Source organism: Bacillus cereus group sp. Bc061 (assembly GCF_027715825.1).
In the GTDB taxonomy this organism is placed as follows: Bacteria; Bacillota; Bacilli; order Bacillales; family Bacillaceae_G; genus Bacillus_A; species Bacillus_A paranthracis.
This window is the reverse complement of sequence record NZ_JAQFTZ010000001.1, coordinates 296,841-319,201: the sequence shown is the minus strand read 5'-3', so window position 1 is coordinate 319,201 and position 22,361 is coordinate 296,841. Positions and strand designations below refer to the sequence as shown.

The following is a 22,361-nucleotide window of genomic DNA, read 5'->3' as shown; positions in this document are numbered from 1 at the left end:
AGTCTGCAATTTGATTCATGTAGTACACTATTTATATAGTCATTCTTTAACTTAGTGTACATTTTATTTCGTTAACCTACTATTTAAAATTAGGAGATGAGATGTGTATGTGTGGAATTACAGGTTGGGTAAATTGGACTAAGGATCTTTCTAATGAACATGTTATTTTAAAAGAGATGGCAAATCGTATTCAGCATCGTGGTCCGGATGCTGAAGGATTTTGGTTTTCACCTCGCGCGGCCTTTGCACACCGGCGTTTAATTGTAATTGATCCAGAAGGCGGAACACAACCGAAGACATTTCGTGCTGGTGATTATACGTATGCTCTTACTTATAATGGAGAAATTTATAATTTCCGTGAGCTGAGAGAACAACTTAGGAAATGTGGTCATACATTTGAAACGCATTCAGATACAGAAGTGTTACTACATGCTTATTTAGAATGGAAAGAAGACTGCGTACAACATTTAAACGGCATTTTCGCTTTCGCCTTATGGGATGATCAGAAGCAACAACTGTTTTTAGCACGTGATCATTTAGGCGTAAAACCACTCTTTTATACAGAAAGAAATGACAGTATTATTTTCGGATCTGAAATTAAAGCATTATTAGCTCATCCATCTGTCCCTGCTGAAATTGATACGGATGGCATAAATGAAATATTTGGATTAGGGTTATTTCGAACTCCAGGATGTGGCGTCTTTAAACATATTCAAGAAGTGCGTGCTGGACATTCTATAACGTTTACACGTGATAAAAAAGTAGTTACGAAGTATTGGAATTTAGAAAGTAAGGTCCATACAGATTCTATAGAAGATACATCATCGCATATTTTATCTATTTTACAAGATACAGTAAAAAGACAATTAATTGCCGATGTCCCTCTCGTTTGCATGTTATCAGGAGGATTAGATTCTAGCGGTATTACTGCACTAGCGGGGAAAGAATTTGCTGCTGAAAATAAAACACTTCATACGTATTCCGTTGACTTTGTAAATAGCGCAAAAGATTTCGAGCTGACATTTGCTCGCACTGGTTTAGACGCTCCTTGGGTAAAACGCGTTTCTGAACATGTAGGGACATCTCATCATGATATTATTGTGAATGCTGAAGAATTAGCTAATCACTTATTCGTTCCCCTCCGTGCAAAAGATTTACCGAGTGCTGGCGAAATGGAAACTTCACTATATTTACTATTTTGCGAAATGAAAAAAGATGCGACCGTAGCTTTATCGGGAGAATCTGCTGATGAAGTATTCGGTGGATATCCTTGGTTTCATCAAGAAGAATTACTATATGTAGATAAATTTCCTTGGCTAACAAATTGGAAAAATACATCTCCTCTTCTACTACATGAAATAAGTAACCAATGTAATCTAGAAAACTATATTGATACACGATTCCAAGAAGCGATACTTGAAGTACCTACTCTTGAAGGTGAAAGTAAAAAATCCGCGAAACAACGTCAAATGTTTTATTTATTTTTAACGAGATTTCTTCCGTTCTTACTTGACCGTAAAGACCGTATGAGTATGGCTGTAGGATTTGAAGTTCGTGTACCGTTTTGCGATTATCGATTAGTTGAATATTTATGGAACGTTCCTTTCAACATAAAAAGCATTGATAATATTGAAAAAGGCATTTTACGTAGAGCACTGAAACCTGCTTTACCTGACGATGTACGCAATAGAAGAAAAAGTGCGTATCCAACTTCACAAGACCCACATTATTTACAAAAAATTCGTCATTTATCACTCGACATGTGCAGTAATAAAAACAATCCTATTTTCTCACTTATTAATCATTCCACATTACTTGCTATTGCCGATCAGAGTAATAAAGAAATTAACAATTTCGAAGCAAGAAGTGCTATGGAATACATGCTACAAGTAAATGAATGGTTAAAAACGTATCACATCCATATTGCTTAAAAAAAGGAGTTCAAGGATAAAAACCTTGAACTCCTTTTATATTAATTAGCACATCGTTTATTTTCAGTGTCAATGGACCATCCAATAATTGTGGCACAATCTCTACCTTTCCACTGCAGTACATTTGTTAATACTGGCTCAATCTGTAAGCAACTTCCGTCGTGTAATATTTCTATTAAAGATTGGTCATCATCAAACCTTCGTTTATCACACTCTAAAATACCGTCCGTTGCCATTACGATGTGATTCATTCCTTTTTCTAATCCTCTTACACCTGACGTAAAGCAAGGTGTATTTGCTGCAAAAATATTTTTCCTACCGATATATTCGTAATTCTTCCGTTTATTTAATCGCCCTTTCCCATTCTTCGTTTTCTCAGAATGGAATAAATATGCGAAACAATTACCAACTGATAACCAATATAAAAATTCGCCTTTTCGCAAACATATTAAACATGCGAGTTCCTCATCATCTTGATCACATTTTTCAATAAACAGCTCATCTGTAAATAAAGCTAACAAATACATATGAGTATGATGAAAAGCTAAATGTATCGGGTAGGAAAATAACTCTTTTAGTTTCTCTTTTCTTTCCGAAATTGCTTCTACTATATAATCTATATTTTTTGTTTTGTGATGTGTATCAAAAATCATAACAAATTCAAATTGTAATTCAGGATCCCACCAAGCAAGCACCGCATCTCCTCGTTCATATGCATCACTCTCTTGATTTCCCCCATATACGCCGACTGAAAGAGGACCACATTTTTCAACATGTATTTCATCTACATACATCTGTTCATGACTCATCCATTTGAATGTATTCACAGCTATCATCCTCTCTCTTGCTAAATGTATACCTTTACACATAGATTACCTTATATTTCAATAAAAATAAACTTTTTCAACATTTTTTATCCAAATAAAAGGATTTTATTTCTACACTAACGAATATATCTTAATATACGATATAAAAACAGGAGGATTTATTATTATGAAAGACATCAATCAGCATTGGGAGAACATTTATTATCACTTACGATATGAATATGAAGACAATCTTTCTCACCAAGCTATTCGTATTTTACAAATCGTTTCTCGTGAGAAAGAAATAACAATTGGAAAAGTCGCTACTGAGCTTACTCTCTCTCATAACACAGCTTCTGAACACGTAAAGCGCCTTATTCAAAAAGGCTATATCATGAAAAAAAGAAACAAACAAGATGAAAGAGTTGTGAACCTTACTTTAACGAAAGAAGGCATTGAAGTATTAGAAAAGCATACTTTACTAGATAAAGAAAAGATAAAAATATTAGAATCGCAGTTATCGAAAGAAGAACAACAATTAATTGAAAAAGCTTTTTCATTATTAGCGAAGGAGGCAAAGTATGCATTTCCTCGTTAAAGTAATCGTTTCGGCACTTATTATCGGTGTTATTACTGAAGTAGCTAAACATTATAGTACGATTGGCGGGTTTATCGCTGCCCTTCCTCTCGTTAGTTTACTGAGCCTGTTTTGGATTTCTTTCGAAGGCGGGAACAAACAAGAATTAAGTCAATTTGCTTTAGGTGTATTATATGGATTTCCTGCATCCGCACTACTATTATTTATCGTTTATATCGGTTTAAAAAACTCATTTGCACTTAGTACATCTGTCCTATTCGGTATAGGTGTCTGGTGTATTGTTTTCGCTTGTCAAAAATTACTTCAATCTTAGTTAGGAGGGTTTACTATTTATAAATTTGTAGAGGTATTGGGGCAAACTATAGAAGTATATATGAAAGGAAGTAGTAAACAAACTGTAGTCATTCAAACCGGAATGACTTGCTCATTTTATGATTGGCTTCCTATTATAGAAAAGCTTTCACAGCACTTTACAGTCGTTTCCTACCATCGCCCAGGTTACGGAAAAAGTGAACTAGGGAATTATTCACGTACTACGTTACAAGTAACAAAAGAACTTCATTTGTTGCTACAAAAATTGGATATTCACGAGCCAATCATTCTAATCGGTCATTCCTATGGAGGTTTATGTGCACAACATTTTGCGATGTTACATGAAGATAAGTTGCAAGCACTTATTTTAGTTGATTCTACATCCATGAACTTACACCGATTAGATGAACTTCATTTACCAATTTCTGATCAGACTGATTCGGATGATATGTGGCTTCAAAAATATAATACATACTCTAAAATGGATGTAGACATGCTTTCTAATGAACTAAAGCCAATACTCGCTAATCAATCAAGACAGTACATTGAATTTTCTACCTCTCCTACATTATATAAAGCGACAGCTTCTGAACTATCTACGTGGAAAAATTGTGCTCGCTCAATAAAAGAACTCTATAAAACATTAGAAGTACCTTTAATCGTTATCGGTAGAGACCCTCAATATTCTATTACTCAGTTGACTGAGGGCGGCATGCAAAAAGAGGAAGCGACACAACTTGAAGCAATGTGGCAAGAACTGATTCATGAACAATTACAACTCTCAATAAACAGCCAATATATACTTGCTGAACATGCTGGTCACGGAATAGAAAATGATCGACCAGATATTATTATTGAGGCTGTTCAATCTGTACGAATAAAAAAAGGAAGCAACTAAAGTTGCTTCCTTACTTATCTATTCATAATCTTCTTCATCATCGATTTCTTCGTAATACGCATTCCCATTACTTACATATATAGGACCATTCGCAACGTCAATACGTAATACCCATGCCCATGGCACAGCTAAACGCTTATGTATTGCTCGCCAAAAGCTCATTGATTTTCTTTCGTACTCCTGGAACTCCTGAAGTAACTCTTTGTAGGAGGAACCGTCTAACTGAATATTTGTTTCTAACAAACGAGAATGGGCATAGTACTGCAGCTCTAGCTCAGCAGCAATTTCCATTTCTTCTTCCGTTGCCATACCTATAATTGTTCCATCTGCTGGTGCAATTTCATATACGTTGTGAACTTCAATAAGCCCTTCTTTCTCTTTCTCAAACATGTAAACAGCCTCCTTTAACATATATTTTTTATGTTACAAAGTCATACTTCTACAATAACATCTCTCTTTCCTCTTTTTTTGATAAACTTTTACAAATTATTTATCTGATGACCCGTATTCTCTATCCTTTCGGCAGAAACTAAATCTTCATTATGAAAATTCAACTTAAATATATCAGGCATACGAATTGTTTTCCAAAATCGAAAATCATATTTTGAATCAAAATAATTCATGAGTAATACCATAATATTCCCATGAGTTCCTATTACAATATTCTTATCTTTATATTTTTTTAATATATTTTGCATACATATTACAGCACGCCTTTGCGCTACATCATTCGATTCTCCGCCTTCGTGTGCAAAATCCCAATCTTCCCACACCTTTTGGACTGCATCATTAAAATCTGTTACTGACTCTGAACTTAATAACCTTTCTCGTAAATCTTCTTCTATTTGTATCGATACATCATATGTATTCGCAATTCCTTGTACAGTTTGAATTGCTCTTTTGTACGGGCTAGAAATCACTACATCAATATGTCTATCTTTTAATAAGTGTGTTACATTCTCTGCATCCAATTGTCCTTTTTCAGATAAAGGTCGCTCCCGTTCTTCTTTTGTATAGGTAGAATGGGCATGGCGAACGAAATATATTGTTGTCATTTATTCATCTCCTTTTTCCGTTTCTACCCAAATTCAATACATTATTATCAAATCCCTTCACCTTTATAATAAGTGCTGTCAATTTTAAATGTTGATTTTCATATTAATAAAAGGGAAACACCCCATATGGTGTTTCCCTCATTTAAAATAGACTACATTCAATTAAATACTTTATCGATTTTATTTCGATCGTAATCTAATATCCAATCATTATATGTATGATACATATCCCTAATTGTATTAGGAGAGGTAGCTAATACATCACAACCTCTATCATCATAAATGTGAAATATAGTATTCTTGTTAACATTTATGAAATACACCATATGAAAAATACGCGGTTTGATTCCCATATCTTGATTACAAATTGCTTTTAGCATAGGAATATATTTCAAGTCTGAAACTTTACATTTCAAAGTAAATCTATGTGTTTTATACAATCCATCTTCATCATCTTCTGGAAAAACATAAGGGATTGTATTTTTCTGTAACTTAAACAAATCAGACTTCTCTTTTACATACTTAGAAAAGATATTCAATTTGTGTTTGAAAGTTTCACCGTCTGCAAAATCATTTACATCCACTACAATATAAATATCGTCTGTTTTGGAATGTAAAGACTGAAATAAAGTAATGGCTCTATTATAAACGCCTTCTAAATATGGACAGTTTTCATAAATATTAGTGCAATCATAGTTCACACCTAATTTAAAGCGAATACCAATATCCCCATTATAAAATAGAGGTGGTCTAAGTTCTAAATTTGGAAACGTTTCAAGCATATACTCCCTCAACCTCATCTCAACACCTACCTTTAATAGCATCTTGTTTACATAATAAAATTATTCTATTATAATTTTATTCTAAATTCCTCACTTGTTATAATGTCTCGAATAAAATAATCTATATTATTTCGCAGCTTTTGATATGCAACTTGATCTTCTATATCGTTAAACATAATGACAACTTCTACTTTATTCCCTTTCTTATCTGTATTTGTCAATACGAATGCGGTAGAACCACCTTTTTGACCAGCATATTCGAACTTACTATTTTTAACTGTTCCTTGGAAAATGTTCTCGATTTCTTCTTGCATTGATTTTGGAAAATACTTTCTACTATTCATCTTTTCCATTATACTCATATAATCTTTAGCGTTTGCACCCACTAATCGATCTGACCAAATTCGCTGAAATTCCATATCTACCTTTAATGGAATATCCCGTTTTTTCCATTCTTCTTCATCTTTCATCCATTCCTGTATTTGTAACACATGTTTATTATATTCATCTTTTGACATGTTACGTAACGTTTTTAATGACTGATTTTCTGGCACATGAAGTTCTTTTTCTACGTATCCTCTCATATATAGTGCAGCCGTATAAGAAGTAAACTTATCATGACTAGTAAGCTCTAACTCTTTTATACTCTCATTTACTCTTTCTATTCCAAGCTTATCTAACAAATATGTTGTATTTGCATTAGAACTATAATGAATCATGCCTTTAGCTACTTCTTCTAAATTAATCTGTCCATTTTTCACTAATTCTCTCTCTCTAGCATCTTCTAACCAGTCAGGATGTGCTCCACCATCAGTATCTTTAACGTAATATTTTTCTAGCTCGTGCAATGAAATTTGTTCATCACGACTTATTTTTCCTTCTGACACTTGCTTAGCAAATTCAACTGCTATTACGATTTTTGCCATACTCGCTAATGGCAATTTTTTATTTTCATTTATAGAAGTTAATACTTCTCCATTTCTTTTAATAAGTAATGAACATGTTTCATCTTCTTTATGTTCTTTTATGTACTTTAATACGTAATCAGGATCTTCTTTTGACAAATAGTAATTCATAATAACGAAGAAAGCTATAACAGCTACTATAATGACTCCTACAATTATTCCTATAACCTTTAATATGTTCACAATATACCCCCTCTAATACATTCCCTTCTATCTCATAATTATAACGAATTAAATTACAAAATTATACAAATAGAGTAACTCTTCCTAAAAAGAAAGAGTTACTCTATTTCACATGATGTTATTTGTCCATTTAACGTAACGACTATATTTGATTCGTCACTTTTTTTCACACTATTTATTCGATTTGAGTTAGTAGGACTAATTACAACTGATTCCTTAATTGGCGAAAGGTCCTTCTCTAATTTTTCTGCACTTACACCATATGCAGCTTGAAATACTTCTGGCGGTGTTAATCTAAGTATGTCTGATCCTTCTGCTGTTTCAAACTGATCGTTATTAAAGAACAAATGTAATTGCACTTCTTCTGTTACCGCTGTGATCCAATGCCACCATCCCATTGGAATAAAGACAGTTTGCCCCGCTTTCACATGATAATTTTGCAATTGATTCGTTTCGGGATTTAAGATGGATGTAACTGCTTCTCCTGATACTACAACATCCAATTCCCACGCATTCGGATGCCAATGTGGTTCCCGCATATGCCCTTTTGTCATAAATAAATCAACAAACGCACCACCTATCATTGCTGGTAACTGCGTTGACGTAACTTCATATGCAACGTTTTTCTCATTCCTCTTAAAAAAGATATTTTTTCGTGAATCAAAGAAAAGATTTGGAGTTCCTGAACTTTTCTTTAAATTTTTATTATCTGGAACATAACCTGAACTACTCATTTTATCCCTCTTTTCCACTCCGAACATTTCGGCTTTCACACTGTATCGTATGGAAAAAATGTATGAATGTGCCTATCATTCACATAACAAAAAAACATGCCTCATAATGAGAACATGTTTTGTGATATCCTTCACATTATTTAGCTAAAAATAAACCTTTTACTTACCATGATGTAACATTAAATCACTAAGTTCTTCTTCAATGTGATTTAATTTCGCAACGCCTTCTTTCCATTTGTGAATGTAACGTGAAACCCCAACGAAAAATAAAACGATAATTGTGGAAAGAATAATACCATACACGATTGTTACAGTACTCATAGTTACACTTCCTTATAATTAGTAATGTGGTTATTAGTTATATTTTTATTATAAACCTTTTTCTTTTAAAATACTTCAATTTCAACTTTTTGTAACAAAATTGATTTTTCTAATAATAATATTACATAACATGATAATGCTAGAAGAAATCTCTTTCAGATTTCTTCTAGCGTTATCATTCAAAGAACTAAAACTCTCATTCATAATCCTTTTACTTTACACCCACTGAAACCGTTTCTGGCAATGTACTACCACCATCAATGACAATGTGTGTACCTGTTATGTAGCTTGATTCATCGGATGCTAAAAAACCTGCTAACTGACCTACTTCTTCAATTTTCCCTAAACGTCCTAAAGGAACACCTGAAGCAATTCCATCGATTACATTACTCGGCTCATTTGGATCAGATTCATTTGCTATTTGCTCTGCCATTGGTGTCATAATGTAACCTGGACAAATTGCATTTACGGTAATATGATGTTTTGCAACTTCTCGTGCTAACGCTTTTGTAAATCCCCAAATTGCTGCTTTCGTCGTTGCATATGCAGTTTCACCTTCATCAGCAACCAATGTTCCTGTTACAGAAGACATATTCACAATCTTTCCGTAATTTTTCTCAACCATATATGGCAATACCGCTTTAGAAAAATTCCATACCCCATTAATATTTACTTGAAATTGAAAATCACGCATTTCATCTGACATATCTAAAAAATTTGCAAGTCGAATAACACCGGCGTTATTTACTAACACATCAATCTTTCCGTACTTCTCATATGCATCTTTCGCTACTTCTTTTACAGCATCCATATCAGCTACATCGACTACATAACTTGCAGCATCTAACCCTTTACTTACAATATTTTTGGCTGTCTCATGAACTGTCTCTGAAATATCAACAAGTAATACTTTCGCCCCTAGCTCTGCAAATACATGAGCAATTCCAGCTCCGTTCCCCATCGCAGCTCCTGTAACAAAAGCAACCTTACCATCTAATTTCCCCATTTCATAACCCCCTTATAATATATAGAAAGCTTCTACACTTTTATCATACCAAATATTCCCTCTCATTCTTTACAAAGCTCCATTTGTTAAAAAACGTTCAAAAACAGGAAAATTTTTCACAAATTATACAAAACTTCACCTTATGTACTATTACCATATGAGTTATATTATTAAATAGAATAAAGGGGATGATATACTATGACGACTTGGTTTATTGTAATGTTAGTTGTATTTGGAGCATTTAAAATTATCGTTTCTAGCCTTCCTAACACTGTTATTGAATCCATTATTAGCAAGTACGAAACACATCCAAAACTTGAAGAAGAGAATGTGACTATTACAATTCACGGAAATAACGTAGAAGGCGAACAGAAATCAAAAATTATTCATGATTTTAACGAAGGTTTATTTTTAGATCGCTATTATGCACCACCCCATAATGAAGGCACTCCTTTAATTATCCATGCAAAACGTGGTAAAAAAGATTTCACATTTTATATTTACAGTCATGAAGAGCATGTTGATGTTGTAAAACAATATAAAAAGAAGGTAGTTGCTTATAGTTTACGCTCTAAAAATCTTCAAAATAGTGATATGTTCGTGTCAGCTGATTTGTATAGTGATAATAAAGTTATTGAATTTTGACTAAAAAAGATAAGAGGCTTACTACATTCTATATGCAGCAAGCCTCTTTAAAGTTGTTTCAAATTATATCCATCTGCTTATGTAATGCTTAAAAAACGAATAATAAAGTTGTTTACTTCTTATTGAACTAACGCCCCCGTTAGTTTAAGTGTAACTCTTCACAATTATTTCATATTATATAGGTAAATAGAAAGATAAATTAGAATTTAGTTTATAGTTATAAAAATAAGTTATTTATATCCTTATAATTCTTCAAAAAGGAGAGTGTATGAAAAAGACTATTGTTTTTGTATTAACGATATCTATATTATTCCCAGGATTCGCATCACAAAGTTATGCGTTGTCAGATTCGAAATCTGAGGCAATACAAGCATTGCTAGATGATGCCCGTCGTACATCAGGTGTGCCTGGAATGTCAATCTCAATACTTGCTGATGGTGAAGTGTTCTACTTTTCTTCTGGGTATGCAGATCTTGAAAAGGGATTGTCTGCAAGTGAAAATACACTCTATGAGTTGGCCTCGGTGAGTAAAGCTTTTACTGGTATGGGGATTTTGCTATTGGAAGAGCAAGGGCTGCTATCAATGACTGATCCTATCCAAAAATATTTACCTTGGTTTACGTTAAAGTATCAAGGTAAACCTGTTGCTATGCAAAACCTTACACTAAATAATTTTCTTCACCATACCAGCGGCCTAACAAATATTAGACATACTCAAAATATTCCACAAGGTAATACGCCTGATATGTTGCAAAAGACTGTGGAAACGCTGGTAGATGCAGAATTGGCGTTCTCTCCCGGTGAACAATATAACTATGGAACCGTTAATTATGATGTATTGGGTTTGGTTATTGAGATTGTATCACGACAAAGCTATGAAGACTTTATGAAGGAACAGGTATTTCTACCCTTAGGTCTTCACCAGACGTATGTTTATAAAGAAGATGCTCAAGCCACTGGACAGTTAGCACAGGGCTACCGTTCTTCTTTTTTTATAACAACTCCATTTAACGCTCCGGATTATGCTGGGAATAAACCTGCCGGCTATATCATTTCTAATACAAAAGATATGGCGCGTTGGATGGGCATACAGATGGGTATCGTGCAGGACATACCCGAAATATTTCACAGGGCCATCGAAAAATCACATAGGGGTGATATGTCTGTTTCGGCTGTCAATGATATGTATTATGCGGCAGGTTGGTCGGTAAACGCCGAACAAACGTTTATAGAACACAATGGGGGTAATCCAAATTTTAGTACCAAAGTAGCCATACTGCCAAATGAAAGAACAGCCATCTGCTTACTGAGCAACGGCGCAAATACCAATATAAACCTGGTACTAAAAGTTAAAAATATATTAAACGGCAATCTAACTCAGTCATATGAGATAAGCGGCACACAGCTTTTGGACATCATTTTGTCGTCTACCACAATTATTCTTTGCCTATTAGCCGTTCTGTTATTTTTCTTAGGATTAAGAAAAAGGAAAACGAATGAGCAGCAGCCGATGACAAAAAAGAGAACAATCGTAACAATTATTTTCCTAATCGCTACGATTGCCCAGTGTATAATGTTTTTTGCCTTCGATTGGTCAACGATACTTATTTGGCAAACATATAGTGTTCTTACAGCTTTAATTTCGTCAACATTATTAACAACAAGCATTACTTGGTTTGTATATACTCAGCGATTAGATGCCTCGGTCCAAAAATAAGTATAATGTTAAGTAAATAAATCCTAATTTATCGATATTTTTAATTTAAAAAACAGAAGACACCTCGGTGTCTTCTTTAATGTCATCGACACTTCTCCTAGTTAAACCCACTTGCTATTTCTTCCACTAACCTGCCTCGTTAGTAGAAGAAGGATTTTTAAACAACTATATTATTTTTTAAATGACTTTATTGTAAATTAAACAACTTTATTATCTCTGTACATGATTTAGCTTAATACTCATATATAAAAAGGAATCCATGGCATATGGATTCCTTTTTACTATTTACTGAAAAATAAGCTCTGTCTTCAAACTATCTTTTGGTAACAGCCATCCTTTTTGTTCTAAACTCTTCATTAATAATTCTCTTTTTTCTTTTGCAATACTTTCCTCATTTGTTTTAAACGACACTTCTATTACGAAATCATCTTCTATTTTCCCTGTATTACTTAGTGGCCACACTTCAATATTCGTTTTACTATTTTCAAACTCCCCTGTATACCGTTTCATTAATACAGGACCGTAAATACGGGAATCCCTTAACATCTCTTCTCCCCAATTCGTATACAACCATTTGTTCATTTTCCCTGGTAACTTTTCTACTAACATGTTTTGAGCAGCTTTTTCGTTTGGTAAATCAAGTACTCCATATCCTTTCGCACTGTAACTTTTCTTATTTGAAATACTTAACGTTTTCTTTTCAAATCCCCAGTCTATTTCCGCCTCATAACTATCCGTATTACTATCGAATCCTTCTTTTTTAGCTACTTCTAGTGCATCTTGAATTACACCATTTGGAATAGGATATCTTTTTTTATATGTTAGCTCAAAATCTTTACTAAATTCTTTCTTTCGTATTCTGGCAAACCAGCCTTCATTACTTAAATTTTTATTTGCAGTATCTAAAAACTGTACTTGTATTCTTTCATAATTTGTACCAGCCTGGAAATGCTCTAGTACATCTTGCTTCATCTCTTTGTTAGGACCTAGTACTTGTTCTGGCTTTAATAATAACTTCACTTCAAAACTAGGTGTCATTGGACTAGCGGCAAATCCTTCCTTAACGTTATAAAGGAAACAACAAAAGAAAATACTTACGAATACAAATACGCTTTTCATATACCTATCCCCTTTACATTTCAAATGACTTCTATTCGTTCCATAGTAAGTGAATATACATTTTCATACCCTGCGGTGCTAAGCTTTTTCTGTAATCGATCCGTATCCTCTTTCAAAGCGTGTACTAACACCGTATGTTCTGGTGATAATGTATTTAACATCTCTTTCACATCTCTTATACTTTGGTGAACTTTATATGGAACTCGCTTCACCCTACATTCTTTACCTACACGTTCCTTCAAAACTTTTTCTGCAAAACTCCCTTTCGCAATATGTCCAGTAAAGATAATAGAATTTCGTTCGTCATGCCGAAGTTGTTCATAATATAACTGCGCTCGCTTCGTTTGCATATTCGCATCACTCATTACAACTATTCCATAACTATGTTGCGTACCGCTGTCATCATCCATAACTATTATGTTTCTTTTTAAACTCTCCATTAGCTCTTCAAGTTCTTCATTATTTTTGATCCAATCTTTATATGCGAACATCTGTTGAAATCCATCCAAAATTTCTTGATCTACTATAATAGGGAGTTCTTTATATTTTTTATATAAATACAATACGATATCTTGCGCCCTACCAAGGGGGGGCAATGGTAGTAATGTTATCCCTTTATTCCCGGCGGCGCGTTCAATTTCTGTACATAGTTCGTTTATTCGTTCATGTTGCGAAACATCATCAGTATGATAAGCGGCATCTACGATTGCGACTTTTATATCGCCGTGCAACTTCTCAGGTAAATTAGCTCGCAATATGTTAGACTCTGCTGAGTAATCGCCAGAATAGAATACATATGTATGACTCATATCCACTAAAAACCAAACAGCTCCTAATACATGCCCACTATACCCCCATTGAAAACGCAATGTAGGAGTAATCTGTACCCATTCATTCGGATTGCTAATCTCATCAATATATACATAATTTAAATCTTTCACATTTTGGTCGGTATAAGGTACATGCCATCCTTGCGCCAAATTGTAGTTTCTCCATTTTTCATAGTAAGCTGGGAGTTGCTCCTTCGTATAACGAGTTGTCCATATTTTTTTCTTATATCCATACTTCGCTAATAAAGGTAAGCCCATCGTATGATCTTCATGAATATGTGACAAAAATACTGCATCTAAAAACGGTACAACTTCTCGTTCTATTTTTGGATAACTATCCTTATATGACCGATTAATACCACAATCAAATAATATTTTTGTCTCTTTATTTTTTACGAAGTAGCAGGAGCGACCGTATTCTCCCGCTCCTCCCCATACTTCTACCCTCATCATACTACCCCTTTTCGTTTGTGCTCCATATGCTGCAGAAGTAATAAACATAGTGTTGTAAGTCCAACTGAAACGACAGCCATCGCCATTCCAATAGATACTTCTCCTTGTTCAAATTGAGCAAAAATAAATGTTGCTGACGTTTCTACCGATGGAGGTAGTACGAGAAGCGATGCTACTAACTCCCTTATCGAGATTGTAAATGTCATCGCCCATCCGGCAAGAATACCCGGGATAATAAGAGGGAATATTATTTTTCTAAAAATATACATATAATTCCCAGAAAAAATACTTCCTGCCTGCACGAGAGAATCATCAATTTGCCCGAGCGATGCTTTTACATACTGCACTGTATAAGGTAAAAAAAGAACAACGTACGTTACGATTACCATGACTGGTGTATTGTAAATGGACAGGGGCATATAGGGGGAATTCCAAAATAAAATAAGCCCTACAACCATTACGATTCCTGGTACCATGTTCGGTAACATACCGCACATATCCAGCCATTTTTCAGAGGACTTTTTCCCCTTTCGAATCATAAGTGCTAAAAAGACGCCAATCATAACAGCAATAATCGCTGTTATAAGTGAAAAAAGAAAACTGTTCCATAGAGCTTCTAATCCTGGAGATCCGATTGTAAATAATGCTTCATAATGACTCGTTGTAAAGTTATGTAACTGTAAGCCTCCGCCTCTTAATTTTGACAAAGAAGCAATCAGTATAGAAAAATACGGGATTCCAATTGATACGATTAATAAACCAATTACATAAACCCATGCTACAACGCGCACATATATAGACAAAGTGTACCTTTTAGATTTCACACCTTTTCCACTAACCATTGCATATGAATACTTTCGATTTAATACGTTTTGCATATACCAAATGAGCATACATGCACTAAGTAATAAAGAAGATAATGCTGTTGCACTACTAAAATCAATTGGCCAACTCGAAATAAATTTATGAATCTCTGATGTTAACACATGAAATCCGATTCTTCGTCCAAATGTAGCCGGTGTTCCAAATTCAGCAATCGTCTTTACGAAAATGAGTAAAGCGCCCATTACATAACTTGATACTAATAACGGTAATATTATTTTTCTTAAACGATAGAAAAAGCTTCCACCATGAACTGCTGCCGCTTCTTCTTTACTACTCCCAATTTGAAGTAATGTATTCTTCAACATGAAGTAAAGAAATGGGAATAAATGCAGACTCATAATTAAAACCATACCTCCTAAGCTAAAGAACGAAGATGAAACCGTCTTTAGCATCGGAAAAAACTGTTCAAAATATCCGTTCGGTTGCATGAACAAAATCCAGCCCATCGATCCAATATACGGCGGTGTCATAAATGGAATCATAAAAACAATATCTAACTTGCTATGCTTTCCAACATCTGTTTTGCTCATAATGAAAGCTAGTGGAAATGCAAAGATAGTTGCCCCTATTACTACGAGTACACCTAGAAGCATCGAATTCAGAAAAATCCCAGCTAATCCACCACTCTGCATCACTTCAAACGGCTTTAAAAAATTCCAACTACTATTTTCATATACACTAGAAAGTAAAATGAGAAAAAGCGGAATGACGATTAACATCGCCACAAGTAACAACGCTACCGTCATCCCAACTTGCCTTACTGATCCAAATCGATTTACCATGTAATCACCATCTTATTGAAATACTTTCTTAAATTGTTTTCCTATTTCATCTTGTTCTTTCTCAACTGTTTTCCAATCAATATGTAATACTGGAATCTCTTCCACATTTGGTCTATTTTCCGCTTTTATATCTGTTCTACCGGGTAATAAATACGCTTTAGAAATTTGTTTTTGTACATCATCTGATAATAAATAATCAATAAACTCTTTTGCACCTTTTACATTTTTACTATCCTTCATAATACCTGCTGCACGTGGGCTAATAACTGTTCCGCTTTTTGGATAAACAATATCAACTGGTTCACCCTTTGCTTTTGCACTGTACGTCATATAATCAACACCCGCAATGACCATATCTTTTGCTCCTGTTACAACTGGATCTAACGCTTCTTGGTTTGCCCCTGCTACTGTAACTTCATTTTTCTTAAGCTGTTCAAATAAATTCCATCCATCTTTTCCATTCTTTTTCACATATCCTGTCACAAAGTCTAAAGCTGAACCTGAAAGTGCTGGATCTGGAAGATTCACTTTCCCTTTCCATTCTCCTTTTGTTATATCGCTCCAATCTTCAGGCGCTGTCTTCACATTTTTTGTGTTATACACAATTCCTAACGCTGAAGCACTATATCCAAAATAATGTCCTTTATCATCCGACCATTCAGAACGAAGCTTATCAGCTTGTTTCGCTTCTTTATAAGCTAACGTTTGTCCATCTTTTTTTAATCCTTCCATCGCTGGTAAAGATGCAAGTACGACTACGTCAACGACTGGATTTTTCTTTTCGGCTTCCATTCTCGCTAAAATTTTACCTGTTGTTCCTTGAAACATTTCCACTTTTATACCCGTTTTCTTTTCAAAGTCCTTTTGAATTTTTTCTGCTAATCCTTTTGGTCCTGCACTATATACAACAATCTTCTTTTCATTCGTAGTTTTACTTTTTGCATCTGCATTACCTGTCTTTGAACTACACCCTGTTACTACGGCAGAAAATAATAAAGTACATACAAATAACGACTTAAGCGAACTGAATTTCTTCATACGATTCTCCTCCTATATGATGAATACATTTTTTCGGTACATATAACGATACTGGCTTTCCGATGCTTATCTTACTATTGTGATAAGCTGTCCATATTCCGAGTGTCCCCATATTTACTTTCACTTCATAACGCTCTCCTACATATGTAACGTGCTGGACTTCACCTGTATACATTTCACACACTTCATTTTTTGTCCAGCTCACATGCTCTGGACGAACCATTTGTTTACCCTCTACAAGCCAATTTGCCTTACCAACAAATTTTGCAACAAATTCATGAGATGGCTTCACATAAATATCTTCTGGTGTTCCTTTTTGTAATACTTCTCCTTGTTTCATGACAATAATTTGGTCTGACATTGACATAGCTTCTGTTTGATCGTGCGTTACATACAATGCCGTTAAACCAATGGAATGAACGATATCCATAAGCTCTAACCGCATTTCTTCTCGCAAAATTGCATCGAGTGCACTGAGCGGTTCATCAAACAAAATGAAATGTGGCTTCGTTACAATTGCTCTCGCAAATGCGACACGTTGCTGCTGTCCGCCAGAGAGTTCATGCGGATATCTTTTCTCCATCCCTTGCAAGCGAACTCGCTTTATTGCCTCTTCTACTTTTTCCCGTAATTGATTCGTTTGCTTTGTAGCTCTTAAACCAAATGCAACATTTTCAAATACAGTCATGTGTGGCCATAAAGCAAAATCTTGAAATACCATACCGATATTACGTTCATGAGGAGATGTTTTTATTTTTTTAGAAGAAGAATACATGCACGTATCTCCAAAATATATTTCACCTTTATCTGGTTCTTCCAGTCCTGCAATCATTCTAAGTAATGTCGTTTTCCCGCATCCCGAAGGTCCTAACAGTGTGGTGAATTCACCTTGTTTCATCATAATTTGTAACGGCTTTAACGCTTGTACTTTTCCAAATGATTTTTCTAATCCACTAATTTTAATATCCATCGTTTCACCTCTCTCCCCTCACTCTTAACCTGCTTTCATTCTATATGGAAGATTTATACTGAATGTTAATGTACTGTAAAGATTAAATTAAAAAACTTCTAATAAACTATTTATTTCTATAGATTTTTTCTATAGTTAGAAGAAAAAGGGGCAACTTGCCATGAATCTCTTAAAATTAGAAATTGTAGTGCTTATTAAGAAATACAAAAAGCTCACGATTGTTGCAGAACAGCTTGGTGTTAAACAACCTACTATTACATTCCATATAAAAAGCTTAGAAGAGGAACTCGGTGTACCTTTATTTGAATTACGTTCTGGAAGATATTTCTTAACAGAGGCTGGTGAGGCATTGCATCATTATGCTTGTAAAATAGATGCGCTTATGAAAGAAGCTAGGCGAGTCACGCAAGAGTTTAAAGATTTTCATAAAGGAGCTATAACAATTGGAGCTAGTTATGTACCAGCGACTTATCTTTTACCAGAAATTGTTCATCAATTTCAATGTGAATTTCCAAATATAAAAATAACACTCATGGTAAAAACAGCTCCTGAAATTCGAACGATGCTACAAAATCATGAAATTGATCTCGGTGTAATTTCAGCAGCACCGTTTGATGAATCACTTTTAAAACAGACGAATGTAATGCCTGATACACTTGTTCTTGCTTTCTCCAAAGAACATCATTTTTCAAAAAAAGAAAATGTATCATTACAAGATATCGAAAAGGAACGCATATTACTACATCGTAATCCATCTACAACGAGAGATTTACTTACAAAATGGATGTTAGCTCATAACATTACATTCCAATCAGAAATTGAATTAGATTCATTAGAAACGATGAAACAAATTTTAAAATACGGTAATGGGGTTACCTTTATTTCTAAACTTGCTATTGAACAAGAAGTACAACGAAATGAACTACGCTACATACCCATCCCTGAATTTGAATTTCAACGTAACATTTATACGATTCATCATGAGGACAGGTGGAATTCTAAAATTATTTCTTTTTTACTACATAACATCACTTCTTATGCAACAAAAAATTAAAAGACTGTCGCTTTACACGACAGTCTTTTAAGCTATAACTCTATTTATTTTTCTTCGCTTCAATTTTTGCTTGCGCTTCTTCAGCCTTATCTAATGCTTCTGAAACTTTTTTCTCCTTTTCTTTCACATCATCTATACTATCTACAGCTTTAATGAGTTTATCAATTCCTTCTTCTTCTACTTTTCTCCGCTTTGCTACTCTTTCATTTACTTTCTCTTCTACATCTTTTGCTTTTTGAAGCATATTCTCTGCATTTGATGTTACAGCTGTTTCAAGTGCATCGTCTTTTTTCATTTGTAACACTTCATTTGCAATGTCTTTCGCTTCTAAATACTTACCGTCTTTTAATGCCGTTGCTCCGTGATCCATTTTCTCGGCCATTTCTTTATATGATTTCGCTTCATTTCCCGATTTCTCTTTTTCTGCTTTTTCAAACCACATTGTTGCATCACTATATTTTTCATCTTTCAATGATTGCATACCTGTTTCAATATATGTGTCATAATTACTACATCCAGCCATTACGACTAACAGAAAAAGCATAACAAAACTTAATTTTTTCATGCTGTTGTCTCCTTTTCTTTACCTGCTCACTATACTGTAACATACATGAAAAAGAGTTTCAAAAACTAAAATACTAATTTGGTCATTTTTATTATTTTCTTGTTTTTAAGCCGACACATTCACTTGTTTTTTCGCCATATGTTGCCTTACTCCAACTAATACAACTAACAATAAACCTCCGCCTATTGTCATCATAACAATGCTAGTTGGCAACATGTCTAACAATAATCCATATACAATCATACCGAGCGGTGCGATTGCAGTCGCAATTGTTTCAAGTAGACCAAACACACGCCCTAAGTAGCTCGGATCTGTCGTCTTTTGCATATGTACTTGCATCGGAATATTTACAATCATAATTGCTATACCAGTTAACATCATGAAAGCAATATAGTAAATAAAACTTGCTACTTTTGGAATGGTAACTAACAACGGGAATACTGTACATAAACTTAAACCTGCAAACAAAAACAGTCCAGTATAAATAGAACGAAACGGATTATTCACTTCTTTACGCACTGATAAAGTAATCGCACCCATTAGCATCCCGACCGCTAACATTCCCTCTACAGTACCGAGTTGCTTTGAAGATAAATGTAATGTACGTATGATAATGTATGGCAGTGCAACGGTTAGCCCACAAGCAAAAAAGTTTACCCACAATGCTATTTTCATTAAACCGTATATTTCATGTTGTCGTTTTACATATGAAAAACCTTCTTTTATACTCGTCAAGAAATGTTCTTTTCTTTCAGCCACTTCTTTTTTATATAAATCAAATACGATAAACAATTGCAAAATCACCGCTAAAAAGAACGTAATACTATTTAATAAAAAGAACGACTGAATGGAAAAGAAACCAAATACAACTCCGCCAATAATCGGCCCTAAAATATTTGATAAAGAAGCTGCCGTTTGATTTAAAGCACTCGCTTTTTGAATACGCCCCTCATCTACTAAACTCGGAATAGAAGAAGTTAATGCTACAGAATAAAAACTTGCACAAATTGATAATAATGCTGCTGAAACATAAATAAAAAGAAGTGACGGCCCAAAAGTAATCGCAAGAATAAACATAATAAGCATCGTTAAACTACTTAATAAATCAGTACCGATGACAAGCCATTTTCGATTCACACGGTCAGCTACAGCACCCGCAATCGGACCACAGATCATCCTTGGAAGTGATCCGCAAACGAGCGTAGTTGCAAACCCCATCCCTGAACCAGTCGTCTTTAATACATATAACCCCATTGCGAACGTATAAATACCTGTGCCTAATAAAGACGTCATTTTTCCAATCATCATTAAAATGATATTTCTCGTTGCAATCTTCATTCTTGAATCATTTTGATCTATACTTACATCTTCCATTATGACACTCTCCCTTTAAAAGTTAAATTGTGTTAAACTTATTATATAATCAACTTTCCAATTATTACAACAAAAAGTTTAATGGTATTTAACTTTTGATTATAAAGGAGCTACAATATGGCAACTCTCGGAGAAAAAATTAAAGCATTACGTAAAGAAAAAAAACTTACACAAACTGAGCTAGCAGGTTCAGAATTGACAAAAAGTATGCTTAGTCAAATTGAAAATGGAAAAGCTACACCTTCTATGAAAACATTACAATATATTGCAGAAAAACTTGGATGTGAAACGAGTTTTTTATTAGAGGAAGATGATGTAGAAATTGTAGCACTCATTCAAAAAATGGAGCCATTAATAAAAGCAAATAAATGTGATGAAGTATATGAGACTCTGCTACCTATCGTTCAAAAAGAACTACCTCTTACTTTAAATACAGCACGTTTATATAAACAGTTCATAACTGGAGCAGCTATTATGAACGATTATAATATTGAATATTACGTTGAAACAGCTGTTTCTATATTTGAAAAATATACTTTGTATCGCGAAAGTACTGAAACGAAACTACTGTTTTACTATATGCTCTACAAACGGAAAAAATATAAAGAATGTTTACAGTTGATTACCAAAGTTCGCGATGAATATAAAACGAAGAATTTAGAAATGGATTTGATTACACATATACAATTATATTTAAAAGAAGCAATTATTTTACTCGCATACGGCAATTATGATAAATGTGAAAAAGTCATTTTAGATGCACTTGCATTTTCAAAAAAACATCAAGTGTATTATAAAACAGATGAATTTTACCGTATTTTATCTTATCAAAAAATCATTACAACTGATAAAGAACGATATTTATATTACATAAAAAAATCGGAGCAATTTGCCATTTTTACAGAAGATACTTTATCCGCTGCAAATGTAGATATATTAAAAGCTTATTACTACAACACTGTTACGAATGAATATACAATCGCATTAGAACATCTAGAACAATTTCGCGAAAAACTAAAAGACGAACCAATTTTTCAAGACAATGGATTGTATTATCTTGAAAAAGGAAAATCTCTGTATGGTTTAAAACGTTACGAGGAAGCTTTGGAAACATTAAAACACGCTACCATACCAGATTATATGAGTCATCCACTTGATCAATCGTGGGTATTAACAGCTGGGTCTTATCGTGCCCTTTGCTATATAGAACTTCAAGATAAAAAATCTGCCTTAACAGAGGCAAAAGAAGCTGTTCAAGCAATAGATAGCTATCCTGATTCGATCTTCACTTCATTTATTAAAGAAACATTACAAATAATACAAAAACTTTAAGAATGT

The 22,361-nt window shown here is 34.1% G+C and carries 23 protein-coding genes; 8 read left to right on the top strand and 15 right to left on the bottom strand.

All coding sequences use genetic code 11. From position 1 onward, the window contains the following. Positions 1-107: 107 nt before the first annotated feature. Positions 108-1,931, top strand: coding sequence for an asparagine synthase (glutamine-hydrolyzing) (asnB, locus tag PDQ40_RS01735; protein WP_270691205.1), 1,824 nt, complete (start codon positions 108-110; stop codon positions 1,929-1,931). Between the two features lie 41 nt (positions 1,932-1,972). Here the strand turns inward: asnB and PDQ40_RS01730 are convergent, their stop codons facing one another. Continuing rightward, positions 1,973-2,800: a protein phosphatase 2C domain-containing protein gene (locus PDQ40_RS01730; RefSeq protein ID WP_002163702.1), complete on the bottom strand. Its 828-nt coding sequence runs from the start codon at positions 2,798-2,800 to the stop codon at positions 1,973-1,975. A gap of 124 nt (positions 2,801-2,924) precedes the next feature. Here PDQ40_RS01730 and PDQ40_RS01725 point away from each other — a divergent pair, with 124 nt between their 5' ends. Genes PDQ40_RS01725 through PDQ40_RS01715 form a run of 3 tightly spaced genes read left to right on the top strand, consistent with a single transcriptional unit; the run spans position 2,925 to position 4,545 of the window. After that, on the top strand, positions 2,925-3,335 hold the full coding sequence (locus PDQ40_RS01725) for a MarR family winged helix-turn-helix transcriptional regulator (RefSeq protein ID WP_000651920.1): 411 nt from the start codon (positions 2,925-2,927) through the stop codon (positions 3,333-3,335). Continuing rightward, complete coding sequence (locus PDQ40_RS01720; RefSeq protein WP_000545637.1) at positions 3,319-3,648, top strand: DUF3147 family protein; 330 nt, start codon at positions 3,319-3,321, stop codon at positions 3,646-3,648. Before PDQ40_RS01725 ends, PDQ40_RS01720 begins: the two co-directional genes overlap by 17 nt. Positions 3,649-3,708: 60 nt before the next feature. Then, positions 3,709-4,545, top strand: a complete 837-nt coding sequence (locus tag PDQ40_RS01715) for an alpha/beta hydrolase (RefSeq protein WP_001997188.1) — start codon at positions 3,709-3,711, stop codon at positions 4,543-4,545. Between the two features lie 18 nt (positions 4,546-4,563). Here PDQ40_RS01715 and PDQ40_RS01710 read toward each other — a convergent pair whose 3' ends face one another. From PDQ40_RS01710 to ucpA, 7 genes are all read right to left on the bottom strand, one after another. Beyond that, positions 4,564-4,935, bottom strand: a complete 372-nt coding sequence (locus tag PDQ40_RS01710) for a hypothetical protein (protein ID WP_000461770.1) — start codon at positions 4,933-4,935, stop codon at positions 4,564-4,566. A gap of 89 nt (positions 4,936-5,024) precedes the next feature. Further along, complete coding sequence (locus PDQ40_RS01705; RefSeq protein WP_000208295.1) at positions 5,025-5,600, bottom strand: histidine phosphatase family protein; 576 nt, start codon at positions 5,598-5,600, stop codon at positions 5,025-5,027. A gap of 158 nt (positions 5,601-5,758) precedes the next feature. Continuing rightward, positions 5,759-6,400: a DUF3885 domain-containing protein gene (locus PDQ40_RS01700; RefSeq protein WP_001239358.1), complete on the bottom strand. Its 642-nt coding sequence runs from the start codon at positions 6,398-6,400 to the stop codon at positions 5,759-5,761. 50 nt (positions 6,401-6,450) lie between these two features. Further along, positions 6,451-7,530, bottom strand: coding sequence for a serine hydrolase (locus PDQ40_RS01695; protein ID WP_163262657.1), 1,080 nt, complete (start codon positions 7,528-7,530; stop codon positions 6,451-6,453). A 98-nt stretch (positions 7,531-7,628) separates the two neighbouring features. Beyond that, the gene (locus tag PDQ40_RS01690; RefSeq protein ID WP_000098971.1) at positions 7,629-8,264 is read right to left on the bottom strand and encodes a cupin domain-containing protein; all 636 of its coding nucleotides are present in this window, start codon (positions 8,262-8,264) and stop codon (positions 7,629-7,631) included. A gap of 159 nt (positions 8,265-8,423) precedes the next feature. Beyond that, entirely contained in the window at positions 8,424-8,585 is a 162-nt protein-coding gene (locus PDQ40_RS01685; RefSeq protein WP_000109006.1) for a hypothetical protein, read from the bottom strand. Between the two features lie 211 nt (positions 8,586-8,796). Next, positions 8,797-9,591 (bottom strand): SDR family oxidoreductase UcpA, encoded by a 795-nt coding sequence (gene ucpA, locus PDQ40_RS01680; RefSeq protein ID WP_000517016.1) that lies wholly within the window; start codon positions 9,589-9,591, stop codon positions 8,797-8,799. Positions 9,592-9,789: 198 nt separating this feature from the next. On the opposite strand from ucpA, the gene PDQ40_RS01675 reads away from it, so the two are divergent. Next, positions 9,790-10,236, top strand: a complete 447-nt coding sequence (locus PDQ40_RS01675) for a YfmQ family protein (protein ID WP_000214587.1) — start codon at positions 9,790-9,792, stop codon at positions 10,234-10,236. 268 nt (positions 10,237-10,504) lie between these two features. After that, entirely contained in the window at positions 10,505-11,953 is a 1,449-nt protein-coding gene (locus PDQ40_RS01670) for a serine hydrolase domain-containing protein (RefSeq protein ID WP_270691204.1), read from the top strand. Positions 11,954-12,238: 285 nt separating this feature from the next. Here PDQ40_RS01670 and PDQ40_RS01665 read toward each other — a convergent pair whose 3' ends face one another. Genes PDQ40_RS01665 through PDQ40_RS01645 form a run of 5 tightly spaced genes read right to left on the bottom strand, consistent with a single transcriptional unit; the run spans position 12,239 to position 18,030 of the window. After that, positions 12,239-13,072, bottom strand: coding sequence for a hypothetical protein (locus tag PDQ40_RS01665; protein ID WP_000843592.1), 834 nt, complete (start codon positions 13,070-13,072; stop codon positions 12,239-12,241). Between the two features lie 20 nt (positions 13,073-13,092). Then, positions 13,093-14,355, bottom strand: coding sequence for an MBL fold metallo-hydrolase (locus tag PDQ40_RS01660; protein WP_033671937.1), 1,263 nt, complete (start codon positions 14,353-14,355; stop codon positions 13,093-13,095). Next, positions 14,352-16,022 (bottom strand): ABC transporter permease, encoded by a 1,671-nt coding sequence (locus PDQ40_RS01655; protein WP_270691203.1) that lies wholly within the window; start codon positions 16,020-16,022, stop codon positions 14,352-14,354. Before PDQ40_RS01655 ends, PDQ40_RS01660 begins: the two co-directional genes overlap by 4 nt. Positions 16,023-16,034: 12 nt before the next feature. After that, positions 16,035-17,060, bottom strand: a complete 1,026-nt coding sequence (locus PDQ40_RS01650) for an ABC transporter substrate-binding protein (RefSeq protein WP_000714696.1) — start codon at positions 17,058-17,060, stop codon at positions 16,035-16,037. After that, entirely contained in the window at positions 17,038-18,030 is a 993-nt protein-coding gene (locus PDQ40_RS01645; protein WP_000351825.1) for an ABC transporter ATP-binding protein, read from the bottom strand. Before PDQ40_RS01645 ends, PDQ40_RS01650 begins: the two co-directional genes overlap by 23 nt. 160 nt (positions 18,031-18,190) lie before the next feature. On the opposite strand from PDQ40_RS01645, the gene PDQ40_RS01640 reads away from it, so the two are divergent. Then, complete coding sequence (locus PDQ40_RS01640; RefSeq protein ID WP_095843060.1) at positions 18,191-19,084, top strand: LysR family transcriptional regulator; 894 nt, start codon at positions 18,191-18,193, stop codon at positions 19,082-19,084. 40 nt (positions 19,085-19,124) lie between these two features. On the opposite strand, the gene PDQ40_RS01635 is transcribed toward PDQ40_RS01640, so the two are convergent. Both PDQ40_RS01635 and PDQ40_RS01630 read right to left on the bottom strand, forming a co-directional pair. Continuing rightward, complete coding sequence (locus PDQ40_RS01635) at positions 19,125-19,649, bottom strand: DUF4398 domain-containing protein (RefSeq protein ID WP_000736430.1); 525 nt, start codon at positions 19,647-19,649, stop codon at positions 19,125-19,127. A 105-nt stretch (positions 19,650-19,754) separates the two neighbouring features. Continuing rightward, positions 19,755-21,023 carry an MFS transporter gene (locus PDQ40_RS01630; protein WP_270691202.1) on the bottom strand — a complete coding sequence of 423 codons (1,269 nt, stop codon included), beginning with the start codon at positions 21,021-21,023 and terminating at the stop codon, positions 19,755-19,757. 117 nt (positions 21,024-21,140) lie between these two features. On the opposite strand from PDQ40_RS01630, the gene PDQ40_RS01625 reads away from it, so the two are divergent. Then, positions 21,141-22,355: a helix-turn-helix domain-containing protein gene (locus tag PDQ40_RS01625; RefSeq protein WP_270691201.1), complete on the top strand. Its 1,215-nt coding sequence runs from the start codon at positions 21,141-21,143 to the stop codon at positions 22,353-22,355. Positions 22,356-22,361 lie beyond the last annotated feature (6 nt).